At 66.0% G+C, this 17,593-nt stretch carries 17 protein-coding genes; 4 read left to right on the forward strand and 13 right to left on the reverse strand.

The features are described 5' to 3' along the window. The first annotated feature begins 116 nt into the window (after positions 1-116). Positions 117-1,091, forward strand: coding sequence for a ribokinase (locus H7A19_02910; protein ID MCP5473770.1), 975 nt, complete (start codon positions 117-119; stop codon positions 1,089-1,091). A gap of 306 nt (positions 1,092-1,397) precedes the next feature. Here the strand turns inward: H7A19_02910 and H7A19_02915 are convergent, their stop codons facing one another. From H7A19_02915 to alr, 4 genes are all read right to left on the reverse strand, one after another. Continuing rightward, positions 1,398-1,835, reverse strand: a complete 438-nt coding sequence (locus H7A19_02915) for a hypothetical protein (protein ID MCP5473771.1) — start codon at positions 1,833-1,835, stop codon at positions 1,398-1,400. Between the two features lie 115 nt (positions 1,836-1,950). Beyond that, complete coding sequence (gene gltX / locus H7A19_02920) at positions 1,951-3,348, reverse strand: glutamate--tRNA ligase (protein ID MCP5473772.1); 1,398 nt, start codon at positions 3,346-3,348, stop codon at positions 1,951-1,953. A gap of 440 nt (positions 3,349-3,788) precedes the next feature. Then, on the reverse strand, positions 3,789-6,533 hold the full coding sequence (gene glnE / locus H7A19_02925) for a bifunctional [glutamate--ammonia ligase]-adenylyl-L-tyrosine phosphorylase/[glutamate--ammonia-ligase] adenylyltransferase (protein MCP5473773.1): 2,745 nt from the start codon (positions 6,531-6,533) through the stop codon (positions 3,789-3,791). A 4-nt stretch (positions 6,534-6,537) separates the two neighbouring features. After that, a complete protein-coding gene (gene alr, locus H7A19_02930; protein MCP5473774.1) occupies positions 6,538-7,638 on the reverse strand; it encodes an alanine racemase in 1,101 nt (366 codons plus the stop codon). 208 nt (positions 7,639-7,846) lie between these two features. On the opposite strand from alr, the gene H7A19_02935 reads away from it, so the two are divergent. Then, on the forward strand, positions 7,847-8,224 hold the full coding sequence (locus H7A19_02935; protein ID MCP5473775.1) for a hypothetical protein: 378 nt from the start codon (positions 7,847-7,849) through the stop codon (positions 8,222-8,224). 183 nt (positions 8,225-8,407) lie between these two features. Here H7A19_02935 and H7A19_02940 read toward each other — a convergent pair whose 3' ends face one another. After that, positions 8,408-9,034, reverse strand: a complete 627-nt coding sequence (locus tag H7A19_02940) for a thiamine phosphate synthase (protein ID MCP5473776.1) — start codon at positions 9,032-9,034, stop codon at positions 8,408-8,410. Positions 9,035-9,183: 149 nt separating this feature from the next. Between H7A19_02940 and H7A19_02945 the strand changes: the two genes are divergently transcribed. Beyond that, the gene (locus tag H7A19_02945) at positions 9,184-9,384 is read left to right on the forward strand and encodes a rubredoxin (GenBank protein MCP5473777.1); all 201 of its coding nucleotides are present in this window, start codon (positions 9,184-9,186) and stop codon (positions 9,382-9,384) included. 34 nt (positions 9,385-9,418) lie between these two features. Continuing rightward, the gene (locus H7A19_02950; protein ID MCP5473778.1) at positions 9,419-11,524 is read left to right on the forward strand and encodes a TonB-dependent receptor; all 2,106 of its coding nucleotides are present in this window, start codon (positions 9,419-9,421) and stop codon (positions 11,522-11,524) included. Positions 11,525-11,536: 12 nt separating this feature from the next. Here the strand turns inward: H7A19_02950 and H7A19_02955 are convergent, their stop codons facing one another. The 8 genes from H7A19_02955 to H7A19_02990 all read right to left on the reverse strand — a co-directional run bounded on the left by H7A19_02955 (position 11,537) and on the right by H7A19_02990 (position 17,418). Further along, positions 11,537-11,971: a hypothetical protein gene (locus tag H7A19_02955; protein ID MCP5473779.1), complete on the reverse strand. Its 435-nt coding sequence runs from the start codon at positions 11,969-11,971 to the stop codon at positions 11,537-11,539. Between the two features lie 139 nt (positions 11,972-12,110). After that, on the reverse strand, positions 12,111-12,674 hold the full coding sequence (locus H7A19_02960; GenBank protein MCP5473780.1) for a sigma-70 family RNA polymerase sigma factor: 564 nt from the start codon (positions 12,672-12,674) through the stop codon (positions 12,111-12,113). Between the two features lie 449 nt (positions 12,675-13,123). After that, positions 13,124-13,654, reverse strand: a complete 531-nt coding sequence (locus H7A19_02965) for a hypothetical protein (GenBank protein ID MCP5473781.1) — start codon at positions 13,652-13,654, stop codon at positions 13,124-13,126. Continuing rightward, positions 13,651-14,931, reverse strand: a complete 1,281-nt coding sequence (locus H7A19_02970) for a dihydroorotase (GenBank protein ID MCP5473782.1) — start codon at positions 14,929-14,931, stop codon at positions 13,651-13,653. The genes H7A19_02965 and H7A19_02970 overlap by 4 nt, the downstream gene beginning before the upstream one ends. Then, complete coding sequence (locus tag H7A19_02975) at positions 14,928-15,899, reverse strand: aspartate carbamoyltransferase catalytic subunit (protein ID MCP5473783.1); 972 nt, start codon at positions 15,897-15,899, stop codon at positions 14,928-14,930. The genes H7A19_02970 and H7A19_02975 overlap by 4 nt, the downstream gene beginning before the upstream one ends. 8 nt (positions 15,900-15,907) lie before the next feature. Then, the gene (gene pyrR, locus H7A19_02980; protein ID MCP5473784.1) at positions 15,908-16,417 is read right to left on the reverse strand and encodes a bifunctional pyr operon transcriptional regulator/uracil phosphoribosyltransferase PyrR; all 510 of its coding nucleotides are present in this window, start codon (positions 16,415-16,417) and stop codon (positions 15,908-15,910) included. Next, on the reverse strand, positions 16,404-16,862 hold the full coding sequence (gene ruvX / locus H7A19_02985) for a Holliday junction resolvase RuvX (protein ID MCP5473785.1): 459 nt from the start codon (positions 16,860-16,862) through the stop codon (positions 16,404-16,406). The genes pyrR and ruvX overlap by 14 nt, the downstream gene beginning before the upstream one ends. After that, positions 16,855-17,418, reverse strand: a complete 564-nt coding sequence (locus H7A19_02990) for a YqgE/AlgH family protein (GenBank protein ID MCP5473786.1) — start codon at positions 17,416-17,418, stop codon at positions 16,855-16,857. The genes ruvX and H7A19_02990 overlap by 8 nt, the downstream gene beginning before the upstream one ends. Positions 17,419-17,593: the final 175 nt, after the last annotated feature.

A 17,593-nucleotide genomic window follows, 5' to 3' on the forward strand; every position in this document is an offset into this window, starting at 1 on the left:
ATTGCGTAGTCCCGATTGCTCGGTCTCGTTTGGCCGCCGGGAGCATGTGCAGGACCTTGCTTCGAATTGACGTTTGACATTTGACTTGCCCCAACGGAGTCGTGGGAATTCCTGCCATGCACAAAGCTAAAAACTCGGCCCCCCTCGTCACCATCCTCGGCAGCTACGTCCAGGATCACTGCTGGACCACCGATCGCTTTCCGGCGGTCGGAGAAACCCGGGTGGGCCGTTTTTCCACCGGTCCTGGTGGCAAGGGTTTCAATCAGGCCGTGGCGAGCCACCGTCAGGGTGTGGCGACGCGCTTCATCGGCGCCGTCGGCGCTGATCCGCTGGGTGAGACCGCGCGACGGTTTGCCGACAGCGAGGGGCTGGATTGTCACTGGCAGCAGGTGGAATCGCGGCCGACAGCGACCTCCAGCATTGTCGTCGATGGCGCAGGTCGCAATCTGATCGTGGTCGATCTGGCCGCCAACCTGGCCCTGGATCCGGCGGTGGCGCAGCAGGTCGAGCGCGGCGTGCGTGTGGTCCTGACTCAACTGGAGACCGGCCTCGCCAGCGTCGCCGCGGCTTTGGCCCGAGCACGTGAGGTCGGTGCCTTGGCGTTCCTGAATCCGGCACCGATGCACCCTGAGATCACGCCCGAACTGTTGGCGCTGGCCGATCTGCTCACCCCCAACGAGACTGAGTTTGCGCTGTTGCTGGCCAAGCTTGGCGTGCCTGATGACGTGTCCCGGCCCTGGGACATTGATGATCTGGATCTTCATGCGCTATGCCGCACCACCGGCGTGCCCACCGTGGTCATCACGCTGGGTGAGCATGGCTGTTTCGTCTCGCACGGCCGCGATCATCGCGGCGACGATCAGCCCTATTACCGCCTGCCGCCCGAAGCAGTGCGCGCCATCGATACGACCGGCGCCGGTGACGCCTTTTCCGGGGCCCTGGCGGCCGCACTGGCCTTTGCCGAGGCGGGCACGCCGTTTCGCGACGCGGTGATCCACGCCAACCGGGTCGCCGCGATGAGCACCGAGACACTGGGCACAGCACCCGCCATGCCCACCCTGGCGCAGGTGCGGGCGCGGTTTGGAAGATGAGAAGCGGGAAAAAGGGAAAAGGAAAAGGGGAAAAGCAGGCACGGCGCGATTCGGTGTAGCAACCGAGGGCCGGCAGAACTGGGCCATCGCCTCGAATGGGCCTGTCCAGGGCAGCGTGTCTTGAATTGAATCTCCGCGAAAGGATAGCCACCGAGGCGCTTCGCACGAAACTTGGGTGAGTCCCCGTGCAGCGCCACGGATCAATCTGTCTTTCCCTTGCAGACTATTCCCGGCAGCCGATGCAGGTGGCTGAGCCGCTCATCCGCTCTTCCCTTTTCCTTTTTCCCTTTCCCCTTTTCCCGCCCTTCAGAACTGCCTTTCCATGGTCTTCGGATCCGGACCCGGCGGCTCACGGGCGATCCAGTAGCTCTTCGCCTCGCGGTCGAAGCGTCGCCGCATCGGGTCGACGCCGCGGGCGCGGGCGAGCAGGGCGATCGGGGTGACCACACCGAAGTAGATCAGGGCCATGACGATGGGACTGACGATGCGGCCGAGCAGATGGCCGAGCGCCATCCAGGCGCGGTTGAGCGGCAGCAGCCAGCTCGGAGCCAAGCTCGCCAGCAGCGCAAATAACAGGCTCACGCCTGCTGCCCAAGGCATGGCCGGGTGGCTGTGGTGCCAGGCCCACAGCGTCACCAACGCGGCGACCGCGGCCATCAGCCAACCGAATACACGGTTGCTGCCGACCCCACCACGATCGCCGTCGTGGGCACTCTCGATGGCGGTGCCGCGGCGGCGGCTCATGGCTGGAGCCGTCGCGGACAGAGTCCGCTCCCACAGGAGCGGCGGCCTGGCTTTCTGTGGGAGCGGACTCTGTCCGCGAACAGACTCGCGACCAGCATCGGGTGGGTCTCGACCATCAGGCTGGCAGCTTCGCCAACGCCGCGTCGATGCGCTTGAGCGCCTCAGCCTTGCCGGCCAGGTACACGGTGTGGTCAATCGAGGGGCTGACCTGGGTGCCGGTGATGGCCACGCGCAGGGGTTGGGCAACCTTGCCCAGGCCCACGCCCAGGGTGGTCGCGGCTGCGGCGAGGGCCTCATGCACGGAGACGGCACTCCATTCGGTGGCGGCCGCCAGCGCTTCATGCGCGGCCTGCAAGGGCGCGCGCGCTGCTGCCGTGAGATGCTTGGCCACGGCGGCATCGTCGTACTGGGTCAGCGGGTCGATCCAGACCCGGGCGCGTTCGGCCATTTCCTTGAGCGTGTGCACGCGCTCGCGCAGACCCACGATCAGATCCTCGGCGGCCGGTCCGCGGTCCGGATCCAGGCCCTGCTGCTGCAGATGCCAGCGCAGTTCGGGGGCAATCTCGGCCGGGTCCATGGTCTTCAGATAATGCTGATTGAGCCAGCGCAGTTTCTCGACATCAAAGCGGCTGGCGGAGTGGTTGACGTCGTCAGCCGAGAACAGGGCAATCATCTCGGCGCGCGAGAAGATCTCCTGATCGCCGTAGGACCAGCCCAGGCGTACCAGATAGTTCAGCAGAGCATTGGGCAGATAGCCGTCTTCGCGATAGCCGAGCACATTGACCGCACCGTGGCGCTTGCTGAGCTTGGCGCCATCGGGTCCCAGGATCATCGGCAGGTGGGCAAAACGCGGCACCGCCTGACCCAGTGCCTCGTAGATATTGATCTGGCGCGGGGTGTTGTTCAAATGATCATCACCGCGGATGACATCGGTGATGCGCATGTCGGCATCGTCGACCACCACGCAGAAGTTGTAGGTGGGCGAATCGTCCGAACGCCAGATGATCAGATCGTCGAGTTCGGCATTGTCGAAGATCACCCGGCCACGCACGCGGTCATCGACCACGACCTCGCCATGCAGCGGATTCTTGAAGCGGATCACCGGGGTCACGCCGGCCGGCGGCGCCTCGACCCGATCACGCCAGTAGCCGTTGTAGCGCGGCTTCAGGCCACGCGCTTCCTGATCGGCGCGCATGGCTTCCAGCTCTTCCTTGGTGCACCAGCACTGGTAGGCCTTGCCGGCCGCCAGCAGTTCGTGCGCCACCTGCCGGTAACGGGCGAAGCGCTGGGTCTGGAAGTAAGGGCCTTCGTCGTGCTCCAGATCCAGCCAGCGCATGCCGTCGATGATCCCGGCGATGGCCGCCTCGGTGGAGCGTTCGCGATCGGTGTCCTCCACCCGCAGCACGAACTGGCCGCCATGGCGGCGCGCTTCCAGATAGCTGAACAGCGCCGTGCGGGCGCCGCCCACATGCAGAAAACCGGTGGGACTGGGAGCAAAGCGGGTACGGACCATGGATTCGTCGGGGGCAGGGGAAAATGGGGGCGAAGGGTAGCATTTGGATGGGGCACGGGGCACGGGGCACGGGGCGGGCTAGGGGCAAAGGGCCAGGGGCACGGGGGACGGGGCAAGGGGCAAGGGGCACGGGGCACGGGAAAGGCTCGCGTTCCGACGTCATTGCGAGCCACCTGTTTCGGCCTGAAACTGCCCACGGGCCATGACCCCCCGGCGTCATTGCGACCCCGGACTTGATCCGGGGGAAGCAATCCAGGGATGTGCGGCGCTACCCTGGATTGCTTCGTCGCTGCGCTCCTCGCAATGACGCATCAACAACCGTCCAGACGAGTCTGGACCTACAAATGCTCAAAGCCCGAAGCCTTTCCCGTGCCCCGTGCCCCGTGCCCCGCTTCAAACCAACAACCAACAACCAACAACCAACAACCAACAACCGGCTGTCACCCGCGCCAGGCCAGGCTCAGGGCTTCGGCGCTGGGCACGATGCGGCTTTCCAGCGCCAGGGCGCAGCGCAGGCCGCGGTCGAGCAGGCGGCGATGGGCCTCGGCCATCGCTGTGGCGCGCTCAGTGTCGAGCAGGCCGTGGCCGGTCAACCAGCCCAGCAGCGCCGCGGTCTCGGTCGGTGGCGATTCCTGCCCCTGAGCGCGATGACCCTCGGCCAACAGCTGCTGCTGGGCGATGAATTCGATATCCACCAGCCCGCCATGGCCCTGTTTCAGGTCGAAACGCTCGCTGTTGCTTCGATCCAGCGCCTCGCGCCAGCGCTCGCGCATCTGGCTGACTTCCTGGGCCACCGCGACCGGGTCTCGCTGGCGGAGCAGCGTGCGCGTGCGCAGCGCTTCGAACTCGGCGCCCAAGGCGGCATCGCCGGCGACAAAACGCGCCCGCACCAGGGCCTGGTGCTCCCACAGCCAGGCCTCTGATTCCTGGTAGCGGGCATAGGCCGACAGCGGCGTGACCAACAGACCCTTGCTGCCATTCGGTCGCAATCGGGCATCGATTTCATACAGCGGACCAAAGGCGGTCTGCACCGTCAGCAGATGCAGCAGTCGCTGGGCGGCGCGCGCCAGATAGCGCTGGCCATCGAGTGCGCGGGCGCCGCCGCTTTCGGCGTTCTGAAGTACTTCGTCATAGACGAACACCAGATCGAGATCTGAACTGAAATTGAGCTCGCGACCGCCGAGGCTGCCATAGCCGATCACGGCCAGACCGAGTTCGGGGTTCAGGCCGGGCAGGACGCCGTGCTGGGCGGCCAGGTCGCGCAGCGCAAAGCGCAACAGGCGATCGATGACCAGATCGGCGATATCGGCCAGCCCGCTGGCCGTGCGCGCGGCATCGCTGCGCCCATCGAGAAATGCCAGTGCCAGTTCCAGACGCGCACTCTGCTGGAATTGGCGCACCCGTTCCAGTTCGTGTTCGGTGTCGCCCGGATCGACCGCTGCCAGTTCCTGCTCCAGGCGTGCTGCGAATTCGACCTTGCCCGGGATGCCGGTGGCCAGCCTCTGGTCGAGCAAGTCATCCAGCAGGATCGGTGATTGCGCCAGCGCGCAGGCCAGCCAGGGGCTGGCGACCAGTAGCCGGTGCACCCTTGAGATCAGGGCCGGGCGCTCGGCCAGCAGGGCCAGATAGCTGGTGCGCCCGGCCACCGCGGCGAGCAGATTGACCCAGTGCTCCAACGCCGACTCCGAACATTGACCATCGCGACAAGCCGCCAGCACCAGCGGCACGATGCGATCCAGTCGAGCACGGCCGCGGGCGCTCATGGCGCGCACAGCCGGTGTTTCTGCCAAACGATGCAGCGCCCGGGCATCGGGGCTGTCGGGCAATGCCGGCCGGTCGCCGTTTTGTTCCGCCGATGCCGAGAATCGGCGCCAGAGCTGGACATCGCCAGCGTGACCGGCCGGCAGCGCAGGACCGGTGGACGCCAGCGGCAGGCAGCGCTCGAAGGCCGCGCTGACCAGGGTGCGGTGATAGTCCAGATCATTCATCAGCGCGGCGAAGCTGGTGTAGTTCAGGGCCAGCGCGTAGCGCTCGCGGACGTCCGGATCCTCGGGCAGCACATGGGTCTGTTCATCGCGATACATCTGCACCCGGTTTTCCAGTCGCCGCAGATAGCAATAGGCCTCGGCCAGCGCCAGGGCCTCGTCGGCGGCGATCACGCCGCGTTCTGCCAGCAAGGTCAGCAGTTCCAGGGTGTTGCCGGTGCGCAGGCTGGGGTCGCGGCCGCCGCGGATGATCGATTCCAGCTGCACCCGGAATTCGATCTCCCGAATGCCGCCGGGACCAAGTTTCAGATCGTGCTCGCGCTCGCGCCGCCGCACTTCGGCGTCGACCATGGCCTTCAGTTCGCGCAGGCCCTCGAGCGCGGCGTAGTCGAAATAACGGCGCCAGACAAAGGGACGCAGTCGCTCCAGCAATTCGCGACCGGCCGCCAGATCGCCGGCCACCGGTCGTGCGCGCAGCAGCGCAAAGCGCTCCCATTCGCGGCCCTCGCGCTGGTAATAATCTTCCATGGCATCGAAGGACAGGGTCAGGCGGCCTGCCGTGCCAAAGGGACGCAGGCGCCAATCGACGCGATAGCCGAATCCTTCGGCGGTGGTCTCGCCGAGCAGGGTGCTGGCACGTTGCACCAGACGGGCGAAGAAATCCTCATTGTCCAGTGCGCGGCGACCATCGGTTTCGCCGGCGCGTGGAAAGGCTGCGATCAGATCAATGTCGCTGGAGAAGTTCAGTTCACGGGAGCCGAGCTTGCCCAGGCCATAGACGATCAGCGACTGGACCACACCGTCTTCGTCGCGCGGTTCGCCATGGCGTGCGACCAACTCGGCCCTTGCCGCGGCGAAAGCCACCTCGATACAGCGCTCGGCCAGCACCGTGGTGCGTTCCAGTGTGCGCTCGACCGAGTCACGCCCAAGCACATCATCGATGATGATCGACAGCGACTCCGCTCGTCGGAACTGGCGAAGGCGGGCACTCAGCTCCGGATCGTCGGCCGCAGGCGGCTGCAGTTCAGCGGCCTCGCGGCCGTCGATCAGAGCCAACAAGGCCGGGCGGCGGCGCAGTTCCTCGACAGCAAAGTCACTGGCCAGCAGTACCGCATCCAGTGCGGCTGGGGCGTCCGCTGCCTGCAAGCTCTGCCGTCGCTCGGTCAGCCAGTCCTGCCATGGCGGCGGGTAATGGCTCATGACCTCAGGCGGCGGCGCTGATGTCGGCGCTGCCCTGATCGACGGCAAACTGCACCCGTCGGGTCACGCCGCAAACCAGTTCGTAGCCGATGGTCCCGGCCATCTCGGCGATGCGTTCGACCGGCAGTTCCGGACCCCACAGCAATACCTCGCTGCCGATGCCGGCGCCCGGAGCGGTACTGAGGTCGATGGCCAGCAGATCCATGGACACCCGCCCGATCACCTTGGCGGTCTGTCCATCGATCTTCACCGGTGTGCCGCTGGGGGCGTGGCGCGGGTAGCCGTCGCCATAGCCGATGGCAGCGATACCGATGCGCATGGCGTGAGGACAGACGTAGGTGCCACCGTAGCCGACGCGCTCGCCTTCGGCCAGCGTCTGTACCGAGATCAATCGCGTCGACAGGCTCATGGCCGGTTGCAGGCCCAGGTCGCAGCCCATCTTGCGGGCAAAGGTGGACAAACCGTAGAGCATGCCGCCGGGACGCACCCAGTCGCCCTGACTGTCGGGAAAGGCTTGCAGCGCGGCCGAATTGGCCAGGCTGCGCTCGCCGGGCAAGGCCTCGATGGCCTTGCCGAAGCGTTGCATCTGGGCCTCGGTCTGTTCGCGGTCATTCTCGTCGGCGCAGGCAAAATGGGTCATCCAGCGGATCTCGCCGACCTGGGGCAGAGCCCGCAGGCGCTGGTAGACGCGCTGCGCCTGCTCCGGCGCAAAGCCCAGTCGGTGCATGCCGGTGTCGATCTTGACCCACAGGGACAGCGCCTTGTTGACGGCCGTGCGTTCCAGCAATGCCAGCTGGTACTCGTGGTGCAACACGCAATCGACCTGCAACTCGTGCACCAGCGCCAGGTCGCGTGTCTCATCAAAACCCGATAGCAGCACGATCCGATGACCGTGTCCGGCACGGCGCAGGCGCTCGGCGTCGGTCAGCGTGGCCACACCAAATGCATCAGCGGCGCTCAGCGCCTGCGCGACCCGTTCGAGGCCATGCCCGTAGCCGTCGGCCTTGACCACGGCCATGACCCGCGACCGCGGCGCCAGTGCACGCACGCGCTGCAGATTGTGGCGCAGCGCAGCTAGATGGATGGTGGCGGTGGTTGCGCGCATGCTCGGAATCGGTGCTGGAATGTCCAGTGTAGCCTTGCCGAGCTGCCGCAGGCATGCAAGGCGTAAGGCGTGGCAATGCGCGGGCGCTGCTGTGGTGCCCGCTGGGTCGCCCAGTTGACGTCACGGCTTGCTGGGCTCACGCTTGAGGGATGACGGAATGTAATCCCAGACCATGGAAGCTTGCCGCGGGGCAAGGTCGGCAATGCGCATGAACTCGGGTGCGCAATTTGAAACTGCGTCGCCGCTGGAGCTGGCCCTGCGCGACATCGATTACCGCGTCGCCGAAGATGCAGCAGTGGTCTGGCTGATGCATCCGGACTTTGACGAACTGGACGCCGTGTCGGCCGGATTGATCGAACGCGATGCCCGTCGGCTTGGGCACCTGCTGGATTTGCTGCTGCATCTGGAATTGTGCCCGGAGCCGCTGCAGGACCGGGTCTATCGGGTGCTCGACGATCTGCGCGATCGCATCGAGATTGATCACGGCCAGCCCGCATCGGAGCGCTGGAAGTCGGATCGGTGCTTTGATGTCGAGAGGCTGCGAGAGCGCCTCGGAGAAGGCAAGGTCGGGGCGAAGGCCCCGTAGGCTTCATCGTTGTGGCAGGTCCGGACTCGTCTGGTCGCTCTTGATCAGGATCAGACAGAACCTCGCGGCTTTGGTAGGTCCAGACTTGTCTGGACGCTCTTTGCTCGGTGATGCAGAAGCGTCCAGACAAGTCTGGACCTACCAAAGCTCGAAGCCCATGGCCTTTCCCCGTGCCCCGTGCCTTCATCCCGCAAACAATGCGGAATAGCGCCGGGCGGCGACCTCGATGTCGCTGCCGCCATAGAGCCCACCCGCGACGGCGATGGCATCGGCGCCTTCGCTGATCAACTCCGGCGCATTCTCGGGCGTGATGCCGCCAATGGCGACCAAGGGCAATCCCAGTGCGCGCGCCTTGCGCAGCAGTATCGGATGGGCCTCGCGTGTGTTCTGCTTGGTGCTGGACGGGAAAAACGCGCCAAAAGCCAGATAGCTGGCGCCGGCATCGGCGGCGCGCTGGGCATTGACCACGCTGTCATAGCAGGAGGCGCCGATGATCGCCAGCGGCCCCAGGCGCGTCCGCGCGGCGGCGATGGTGGAATCCAGCTCACCGAGGTGCACCCCATGCGCCATCAGTTCGAAGGCCAGTTCGACATCGTCGTTGACGATGAACACCGCGCCCAGCTGCCGACAGACCTGAAAGATCGCCCGGCCACGCTCGGCGCGCTCGGTGGCGCTGGCGCTCTTGTCACGATACTGCAGCAGGCGGGCGCCGCCGCGGATGCAGGCAGCCGCGGCATCGCTCAGCTGGTCTGGTGCCAGCCAGGTGGTGTCGATCAGCGCATAAAGGCCACGGATCAGGCTGGGATTCATGGCGGCGGAAACCTCGCTGGCGGCTTTGCACGGTTTTTGGGGCGCATCGGTATGCTGCGGTCATGGCGGCTGGCACGGCCGATGATCCGGTGATCACGCCCGCTTATGCCAGAATCCGCGTCCTTTTTTCATTTTCGGGATGATCAACGATGAGCGCAGTGGAACCCACTGACGGCCAGGGGCCCTGGAAGACCTTTGTATGCGTGGTCTGCGGCTTCATTTACGACGAAGCCGCCGGCTGGCCTGCCGAGGGCATTGCGGCCGGCACCCGCTGGGCCGATGTGCCCGACTGGTGGACCTGCCCGGACTGCGGTGTGGGCAAGGCCGATTTCGATATGGTCGAGGCGTGAGCCCTGGGCCCGGCCAGCTTGGCGAAGCCAGCACGTGCTGAGCTCGCTGCTACTGGCCGGGCTGCTGGTCCAGGTTCCGGAGCAGAGCGCGCCGTCGGAGACGCGTCTGCCGGCGGTGATCAGCGCCGAGCAGCGGCGTATCGAGCAGCAGCGCCGCCCTGACGCGCTGATCGAGCTGGATCTGGTCGATCTGGCGCGGCGAAAGCCACTGATCGATATCGCCGAGGTACTGAGCGAAATGCCGGGTGTGATTGCGCGACCGCGCAACAACGGTGCCCAGGACACCCAGATCCAGATCCGCGGATTCGGCGCGCGCAGCCCCTTCGGCGTGCGCGGTCTGCGGGTGGAATACGATGGCATTCCGGCCACGGCTGCTGATGGCCAGAGCCAGATGGGACATCTGGACCTTTCGGCGGGCGGGCGCGTCAGTCTCATCCGCGGCCCCTTCGCGGCGCTCTATACCAACGGCGGCGGCTACCTGCGAGTGGATGGCCGGCGCGACACGGCGGGCAACTCCGATCGCGTCAATCTGGCGCTCGGCAGCTTCGGCCAGCGCCGGGTCGGATTCGAGCTCAACGCCGACGACGAGCTTCGCGGCACGCTCTCGGGAAACCGCTACCGCAGCGAGGGCAGTCGCGAGCACAGTCGCGCCGAACGCACGCTCGCGGCGGCGCGCATGGACTGGGAGCCAGATGCAGCCTCGCGCCTGAGTCTGAGTGCGCACCACCAGGACCAGCCGCTGGGCGAGGATCCGCAAACGCTGACCCGGGCCGAGTTCGAGCGCGATCGGCGTCTGGCCAATCCCGCCGCGGTGCTCTACGACACTCGCAAGAGCACCCGCCAGTCGCAGCTGGGCGCGAGCTACACGCGCCAGCTCGAGCAGTCGGAATGGAGCCTGTCGGTCTACACCGGCGAGCGCCAGATCGATCAGTATCTGAGCGTGCCGCGAGCAGCCCAGGTGCAGCCGGCCAGTGGCGGCGGTGTCATCGATCTGGGGCGTGACTATCACGGCTGGTCATTGCGCTGGTCGCGACAAACCGAACTGGCGCTCGGGCAGGCCGAATTCAGCGCCGAGATCCGCGACGAACGCTTGTCCGAGGATCGCCTGGGATACGAGAATTTCGTCGGCAACCAGCTCGGCGTGCGGGGTCAGTTGCGGCGTAACGAGCGCAATGACAGCAGGGCGCGCGACGCCATGTTCCGCGTCGACCTGGATACCGGCCCGGACTGGCGCTGGTCTGCCGGCGTGCGCCGCAATCTGACGGACTACCAGAGCCTGGATCGCTACATCGTCAGCGGCAATCCCGATGACAGTGGCGAGTACGCCAGTTCCGCCACGCTGCCCGTGCTGGGATTCAGCTATCGGATACGCCCGGAATGGCTGCTGCATGGCGCGCTCGGTCGCAACCAGGAACTGCCTACGCTGGCCGAGCTGGCCTATCGCAGCGACGCCGGCACCGGTTTCAACACCGAGCTGCGACCGGCGCGCGCCCGCCAGGCCGAGTTGGGCCTGCGCTACGCAGGGGAGCGCGTCAATGCCGAGCTCACCGCCTTCCAGGTGCAGACCACCGACGAGATCGTCGTGGCCAGTTCCTCGGGCGGACGCACCAGCTTCCAGAACGCGACCGCCACCCGCCGCCGCGGCCTCGAGTTGTCTGCTCTGTGGCGTTTTTCCGAGCAATGGACCGCGCGTGGCATTGCGAATTGGCTCGATGCCCGTTACAGCGTCGGCTACAGCCGCTGTCCCCAGCCGCCGTGTGTCGGGATTCCCCCGGTAATAGCGGCGGGTCAGCGATTGCCGGGCGTACCGGCGCGCAGCGCCAATCTGGTGCTGGTCTATCAAGCGCAGGACGATCTCGGCGCCAGCCTCGAGTGGCAGGCGGTCTCGGCCACGCCCGCCAGCGACCGCAACCAGGACCGGGTGCCCGGCTATGCGGTGGGCAGTCTCAGCCTCCAGTGGCTGGCACCGCCCGCCCGCTGGGGCCAGCCGCGCTTCACGCTGCGCGTCGACAACCTGCTCGACCGCCGCTACAGCGCCTCGGTCATCGTCAACGAGGCATTCGGACGCTACTTCGAGCCGGCCCCGGGCCGCAGCCTGTGGTTGGGGGTGGACCTGGCCTTGCCCTCGTGCTCGCCCTGAACCGCAAAGGCATCAGCGCAGGGCTCCTTGCGGGTGGCAAAGGCGATAACTTTCCTGAGGTCGGCGCTGACGCCGCAGCCCGTCGACCACGCCCGTCGCAAACCACAGATCGCCGTCGTCGGTATCGCCACCGTCGATCAGTCCGACGATATGCGGATGTCTGAGGGCGGCAACGACACGCCGTTCATGGCGCAGTCGGTCTATCAGATCGGCGTTGCCGCGCACCAGCTTGAGCGCCACCTGCTGCTCGAACCGACCGTCGGCACGCTCGGCCAGATAGACGTGAGACATGCCGCCGGAGCCCACCAGTTCGACGATGCGCCAGGGCCCGACACGCGCGCCGGCCCTGAGGATGGCACCAGCACAGGTCTGGCCGACCAACTCCTGGAGAAAGCGTCCGTGCAGTGCCTGGCCGGTCTTGAATCGATCCCGGGGGCTTTGACCCATCTTCTGTCTGTCGTGTGGAGGTAAACTATGCTCGCACCGGATTGAAGTCGCGCCGTACTGCTTTTCGCGTGCTTCAGTTGCTGTGCGGCACCTGAGTCTCAGCCACCCTTTCCGGACTTGTCGCCAGAGCTTGCTGCGCCTAGGTCGCCACTTGCGCCGACAGCCATTGTCGCGCCTCATTCCATTCGCGCTGAGCGGTGCGCAGGCTGATATCCAGCGTGTCAGCGGTTTCCTGTTCGCTGAGCCCGGCAAAATAACGGCATTCGAACACCCGAGCGTAGCGCGGGTGTCGCGCCTCCAGCCGATTGAGCAGATCGTCAAGTTCGATCAACTGGGTGGCTTCGGCATGCAGCTCGGAATCCACTGCCGAGAGCGTGTCATGCGCCTGACCGCTGCCGCGCTTTTCCGCCAGCCGCTCACGGGCGTAGTCGCACAGCACCTGACGCATGACCTTGCTGGCCAGATTGAAGAAGTGGTGCTTGGATTCCACGTTGCTTGCCGCAGGGTCCATGATGCGCAGATAGCACTCGTGCACCAATGAAGTGGCATTGAGCGTTCGGCCCTGCTGTCCGTGGCCCAGTTGTGCTCGCGCCAGCCGCCGCAGATCGTCATAGACCACGGCGATCAGCTGCGCCGAGGCTTGCGCACTGCCTTGCTTGAAGGCTGCCAGCAGCGTGGAAAAGTCTTGTGTGTCGACGGCCATGGAATCCCTCCGGCCCTTAGGATAGGAGGATTGTCGACGCTTGGGCAGGATCGGCGACCAAGCTCTAGTCCGTTGCCGAGATCGCCGCGCCCGCCGGATTTGCCGGCGAGCCGACTCCGGGACTATTCGAAGGAATTCGCGAAAAGCGAGCCATTGCTCACGGAGAAGTTGAAGAAGAAGGATTGCGACGTCGCATTTTCACGCACGGCGTTGCACGACAGGGCCGCGTTCTGCGGAGTCTGCCCGACATAGAAGTCCATGAAGATGGGGGTCACGTTGCCCAGCAGCAAACACAGGGCGGGGCACAGGCGAAGACCGTGGCGGCAGTGCCGCACTTCAGGAGATTCATGGCATCGAGCTCTGTCGCCCGGAATGGCTGTTTCAAAGCTGGGTGCGGATCCGCGTATGCAAACCCGCCAGATGTTTTCGCCGTTCGTCGGCGACTGTGCTTAATACCTGGGCAGCGGCCTGGTCGGGCAGCCGTCGGCGCGTCTGCGGGCGGCTTCGGAGGTGGAAGCGTCGCCCAGCGCGTCGCGGGTTTCGGCGATCAGCAGCCAGTTGCGCATGCACCATTCGCCAATCTGTGAACCCAGGTCGTAGCTCTTCATGGCCAGCTTTTCGGCATCCAGAAATTCGCCCTGGCGCAGCAGCGCTTCGGCCTTGAGCTGCCACAGGCGGGGGTTCTCGGTCTCGATCGTGAGCGCTTCCTCGATCTGCGCCAGGGCAGCGCTGTGCTCGCCCCTGGCTTCGGCGGCGGCGGCGGCCTCGATCAGCAGCTCCACCGCCGGGTTCTGCAGAGGCGCCACTTCGACGGCCGAGCGGGTGGCGCTGGCGAGGGTGCGCAGTTCGGCGACGCGGTCGCGGGCCGGCGGCGGCTCGGGCGCTGGTTCTGGCGGTGGCATGGTGGCGCAGCCGCTCAACAGAAGCAGCGTCAGGCTGGCGTGCAGCAGGCGGATCGGAAGCGTGTTCTTGCGGTTCAAGGTGTGCGTATCCATACACGGTCGGCAATGGCCGCCAGATCTACCCGGCCGGGCAGACGCCAGCCGCGGAAGGGCGTGTTCTTGCCGCGACTGGCCATCGCGGCGGCATCCAGGGTGTGTTCTGCGTGCGGCTCGATCAGGACAAAATCGGGCGCGGCATCGGGCTCCAGTTTCGGCGCCGGCAGACCCAGGATGACCCGGGGTGCCAGCGCGCTGCGGTCTATCCACTCGGCATAAGACATCAGCTGCTCGTGGACCAGCTTGAGGCCCAGGCCGAGAAAACTGTCGAGGCCGGAGGCACCCGGCTCGGTGGCCGGAAAGGGCTTGAGCTTGGCGTCCGGATCATGCGGCTGGTGATCGCTGCACACCGCGTCGATTTCGCCACTGATCAGTGCCTCGCGCAGCGCATCGCGGTCGTTGCTGGTGCGCAGCGGCGGCAGCAGATGGGCATCGCTGCGGAAAGGCAGCACATCGTGCTCGTTCAGATAGATCTGATGCATGGCCACATCGGCACTGACCTTGAGCCCGCGGGCGCGCGCAGCCGACAGCAGGCTGACACTGCGCGCACAGGACAGTCGACCGAAATGGGCGCGCACGCCGCTTTCCTCGATCAGCATGAGATCGCGCGACAACGCCAGGGTTTCGCTGGTTTCTGGAATGCCCGGCAAGCCCTGCAGCGCGGCGACCCGGCCTTCATGGGCCACGCCACCAGCGCCGACATGCGGATCGACCGGCTGCAGATGCACCGCCATGTCCAGCGAGGCCGCGTATTGGAGGGCGCGTCGCAGCAGATGGCTGTTGCTCAGCGGCTGGCCGATATTGCCGACTGCGATGCAACCGGCCGCGCGCAGTGCGCCGAGTTCAGCCAGGCTGTCTTCACCGAGGCCATGGGTGAGGGCACCGATCACATGCACCGTGGCGCCTCGGCTATCGCGGGCCCGGCGCAGGATCAGTTCCACCACCGCGGTGGAGTCGATCACTGGCCGGGTATCGGGCGGCAGCACCACGTGAGTGATGCCATTGACCAGCGCCGCGGTCGCCTCCGAGCGGATGTCGGCCTTGTGCGTGGCGCCGGGCTCGCGCAGGCGCGTCGCCAGATCCACCAGTCCCGGTATCAACCAGCGGCCGCGACCGTCGATACGCTCGGCGCCCTTGCAGCGGGCGGCATCGGGGTCCAATGCCAGCACCTGGCCCGGCGCGAACAGCACATTGGCAATGCGGTCAATGCCGAGGTGCGGAAAGCGCACCAGCGCCCCTTCGATCAGTATGCGGTTCATGCGCCAGCATCCATCTGTGGCACCTGGGCGCCGAGAATCTGCGACATCACCGCCATGCGCACGGCCAGACCGTTGGACACCTGCTCCAGAATCACCGATTGCGGGCCGTCGGCCACGTCACTGGCGATCTCGACGCCGCGATTCATCGGCCCCGGATGCATGACCAGACAGTCAGGTTTGGCCAGGGCGAGGCGTTCACGGGTCAGCCCGTAGCGGCGGAAGTATTCGTTCTCCGAGGGCAGGAAGGCCCCACGCATGCGCTCTCGCTGCAGCCGCAGCATGACGATGACATCGACATCGGCGATTCCCGCATCCATGTCGGTGTAGACGCGCACGCCGAGTTCCTCAATGGCTGGCGGCAACAAGGTGCGGGGTCCGATGACGCGCAGCTCCCCGGCCCCCAGGATGCCGAAAGCGCGCAGTTCCGAGCGTGCCACGCGTGAATGCAGCACATCACCCACGACCGCGATGGTCAGGTCCTCGAAGCGCGGCTTGTGGCGGCGAATGGTGTAGGCGTCGAGCAGCGCCTGGGTCGGGTGTGCGTGTTGACCGTCGCCCGCGTTGAGCACCGCCACGCCCGGCGCTGTGTGTTCGGCGATGAAGTGGGCGGCTCCTGACTCGGGGTGGCGCACGACGAACATGTCGCAATGCATGGCTTCCAGCGTGGCCAGCGTATCCAGCAGGCTCTCGCCCTTGCTGGTCGACGACGAGGCCACATCCAGATTCAGCACGTCGGCCGACAGCCTTTCCGCCGCCAGTTCGAAAGTGGTGCGCGTGCGCGTGGACGGCTCGAAGAACAGATTGATGATGGTTCGACCGCGCAGCAGCGGCAGCTTCTTGTTGCCGCGCAGCGCCACCGAGCGCATCGAGTCGGCGACGTCCAGCAGTTCTTCGATCAGCTTGCGTGGAAGGCCGTCCACCGTCAGCAGGTGGCGCAGACGGCTGTCGTCGGTCAGTTGCAGGCTCATGGGCATGGTCACGGATGGCGGCTCGGTTGTTCGACCAGCTCCAGGTACAGCGGCGCCGGGCCGCGCAGCTTGATCTGCTGGTCGGGTGGCAGCACCAGTCGGGCGCCGACGGCGCCGGCTTCAATGGGCAGTTCACGGCCATTGCGGCTGACCAGGACTGCCAGCGTAACGCTGGCCGGGCGGCCGTAGTCGAAGATTTCGTTCAGCGCCGCGCGGATGGTGCGGCCGGTGTAAAGCACATCGTCCACCAGCAGCAGGTGCCGGCCCTCCACATCCCAGGGGATGCGCGAGGGGCGAACCGTGGGATGCATACCCACACGGGTGAAGTCGTCGCGGTAGAAGCTGATATCCAGCTCGCCGATGGCCTCGCTCAGGCCGAGCGCTTCACTCAGGTATTGGGCCAGCCAGACACCGCCGGAATGAATGCCGACAATGCGCGGATCAGCGATGTTGTGCTCGGCGAGGCGGGCACGGGTGCTGGCGACCAGCGCGGCGAGCAGGGGGTCAATGGCCGGCAAGTGCAAGATAGTCCTCCAGGATCACAGCAGCAGCATGCGCGTCGATGTCGACCGCGTGTTTGCGTCGGGCGTTTCCGGCGGCGCGTTCTCCGGCAAAGCGGCGCTTGGCCACCTGGGTGGATCCGCGCTCGTCGTGTTGTACCACCGGACGCTGGTAGCGTTGCTCGACGGCTGCCGCGAAACGGCGCGCGCGCTTGCTCATCGGCTGCTCTCCGCCTTCGCGGGTCAGGGGAAGGCCGACCACGATGCCGCCTGGAGCCCATTCAGAGACCATCGCGTCCAGCGTCGTCCACATCAAGGCTTCCGGCTGCATGGCCAGTGTCTTCAGCGGTCGGGCGCGTCCAGTAAGTTCATTGCCAACGGCGACCCCAAGGTCTCGGGTGCCCACATCCAGCCCCAGCCAAACGCCACTGGTCACCGCCGGCTTAGGCGCATCCTCATGCATGCCCGGCGTAGTCCGTCAGCAGGCGCATGTCCACACCGGCCAGTTGGGCGGCCGCCAGCCAGCGCGCTTCCAGCGGCGTGTCGAACAGGATCGAGGCGCTGGACGGCACACTCAGCCAGGAATTTTCCTTGATCTCGTTCTCCAGCTGCCCGGCGCCCCAGCCGGCATAGCCCAGCGCCACCAGCGCACGCTTAGGGCCGCGACCCTCGGCCATGGCGGCGAGCACGTCGCGCGAGGTGGTGACGCAGATTTCGTCGGAGACCTTGAAGGTGGAGTCATATCGTACGCCCGGATCATGGACCACAAAACCGCGATCCATCTGCACCGGTCCGCCGGCATACACTGGCATCTGGCTCAACTGGGGATCGGTGGTCGAGATCTCCATCTGCTCCAGCACTTCGCCGAGCCGATAACTACTCAGCCGGTTGACCACGATGCCGAGGGCACCGTCGGCATTGTGCTGGCACAGGAAGGTAACGCCCCGCGAGAAATTGGGGTCGTCCAGCCCGGGCATGGCGATCAGCAGATGGTTGGCCAGATAGGATGAGCTAGTCATGTGCCGATTGTAGCGGTCCCGATGGGGAGCCGTGCAGTCTGTACGGCTGATCCTGGCAGCGCCGGATTCAGTTTCGTCCCTACGGCAGACTCGGCCCAGGCAGATGAGGGCGAGGATCGGGTCAACCGATGGTCCGGTCCTGCGTTGTCACAGCGTCATCCGACCAACGGCATCC

It is taken from the genome of Rhodanobacteraceae bacterium (genome assembly GCA_024234055.1).
GTDB lineage: Bacteria > Pseudomonadota > Gammaproteobacteria > Xanthomonadales > SZUA-5 > JADKFD01.

Bases quoted from the DNA above. Each gene is read 5' to 3' on its own strand.
- gltX (MCP5473772.1), bottom strand. From the start codon at position 3,348: ATGGTCCGTACCCGCTTTGCTCCCAGTCCCACCGGTTTTCTGCATGTG.
- H7A19_02955 (MCP5473779.1), bottom strand. From the start codon at position 11,971: ATGGGTCAAAGCCCCCGGGATCGATTCAAGACCGGCCAGGCACTGCAC.
- ruvX (MCP5473785.1), bottom strand. From the start codon at position 16,862: ATGCATGAGGATGCGCCTAAGCCGGCGGTGACCAGTGGCGTTTGGCTG.
- H7A19_02910 (MCP5473770.1), top strand. From the start codon at position 117: ATGCACAAAGCTAAAAACTCGGCCCCCCTCGTCACCATCCTCGGCAGC.
- alr (MCP5473774.1), bottom strand. From the start codon at position 7,638: ATGCGCGCAACCACCGCCACCATCCATCTAGCTGCGCTGCGCCACAAT.
- H7A19_02945 (MCP5473777.1), top strand. From the start codon at position 9,184: ATGAGCGCAGTGGAACCCACTGACGGCCAGGGGCCCTGGAAGACCTTT.
- H7A19_02960 (MCP5473780.1), bottom strand. From the start codon at position 12,674: ATGGCCGTCGACACACAAGACTTTTCCACGCTGCTGGCAGCCTTCAAG.
- glnE (MCP5473773.1), bottom strand. From the start codon at position 6,533: ATGAGCCATTACCCGCCGCCATGGCAGGACTGGCTGACCGAGCGACGG.
- H7A19_02935 (MCP5473775.1), top strand. From the start codon at position 7,847: ATGAACTCGGGTGCGCAATTTGAAACTGCGTCGCCGCTGGAGCTGGCC.
- H7A19_02940 (MCP5473776.1), bottom strand. From the start codon at position 9,034: ATGAATCCCAGCCTGATCCGTGGCCTTTATGCGCTGATCGACACCACC.
- H7A19_02970 (MCP5473782.1), bottom strand. From the start codon at position 14,931: ATGAACCGCATACTGATCGAAGGGGCGCTGGTGCGCTTTCCGCACCTC.
- H7A19_02915 (MCP5473771.1), bottom strand. From the start codon at position 1,835: ATGAGCCGCCGCCGCGGCACCGCCATCGAGAGTGCCCACGACGGCGAT.
- H7A19_02990 (MCP5473786.1), bottom strand. From the start codon at position 17,418: ATGACTAGCTCATCCTATCTGGCCAACCATCTGCTGATCGCCATGCCC.
- H7A19_02975 (MCP5473783.1), bottom strand. From the start codon at position 15,899: ATGAGCCTGCAACTGACCGACGACAGCCGTCTGCGCCACCTGCTGACG.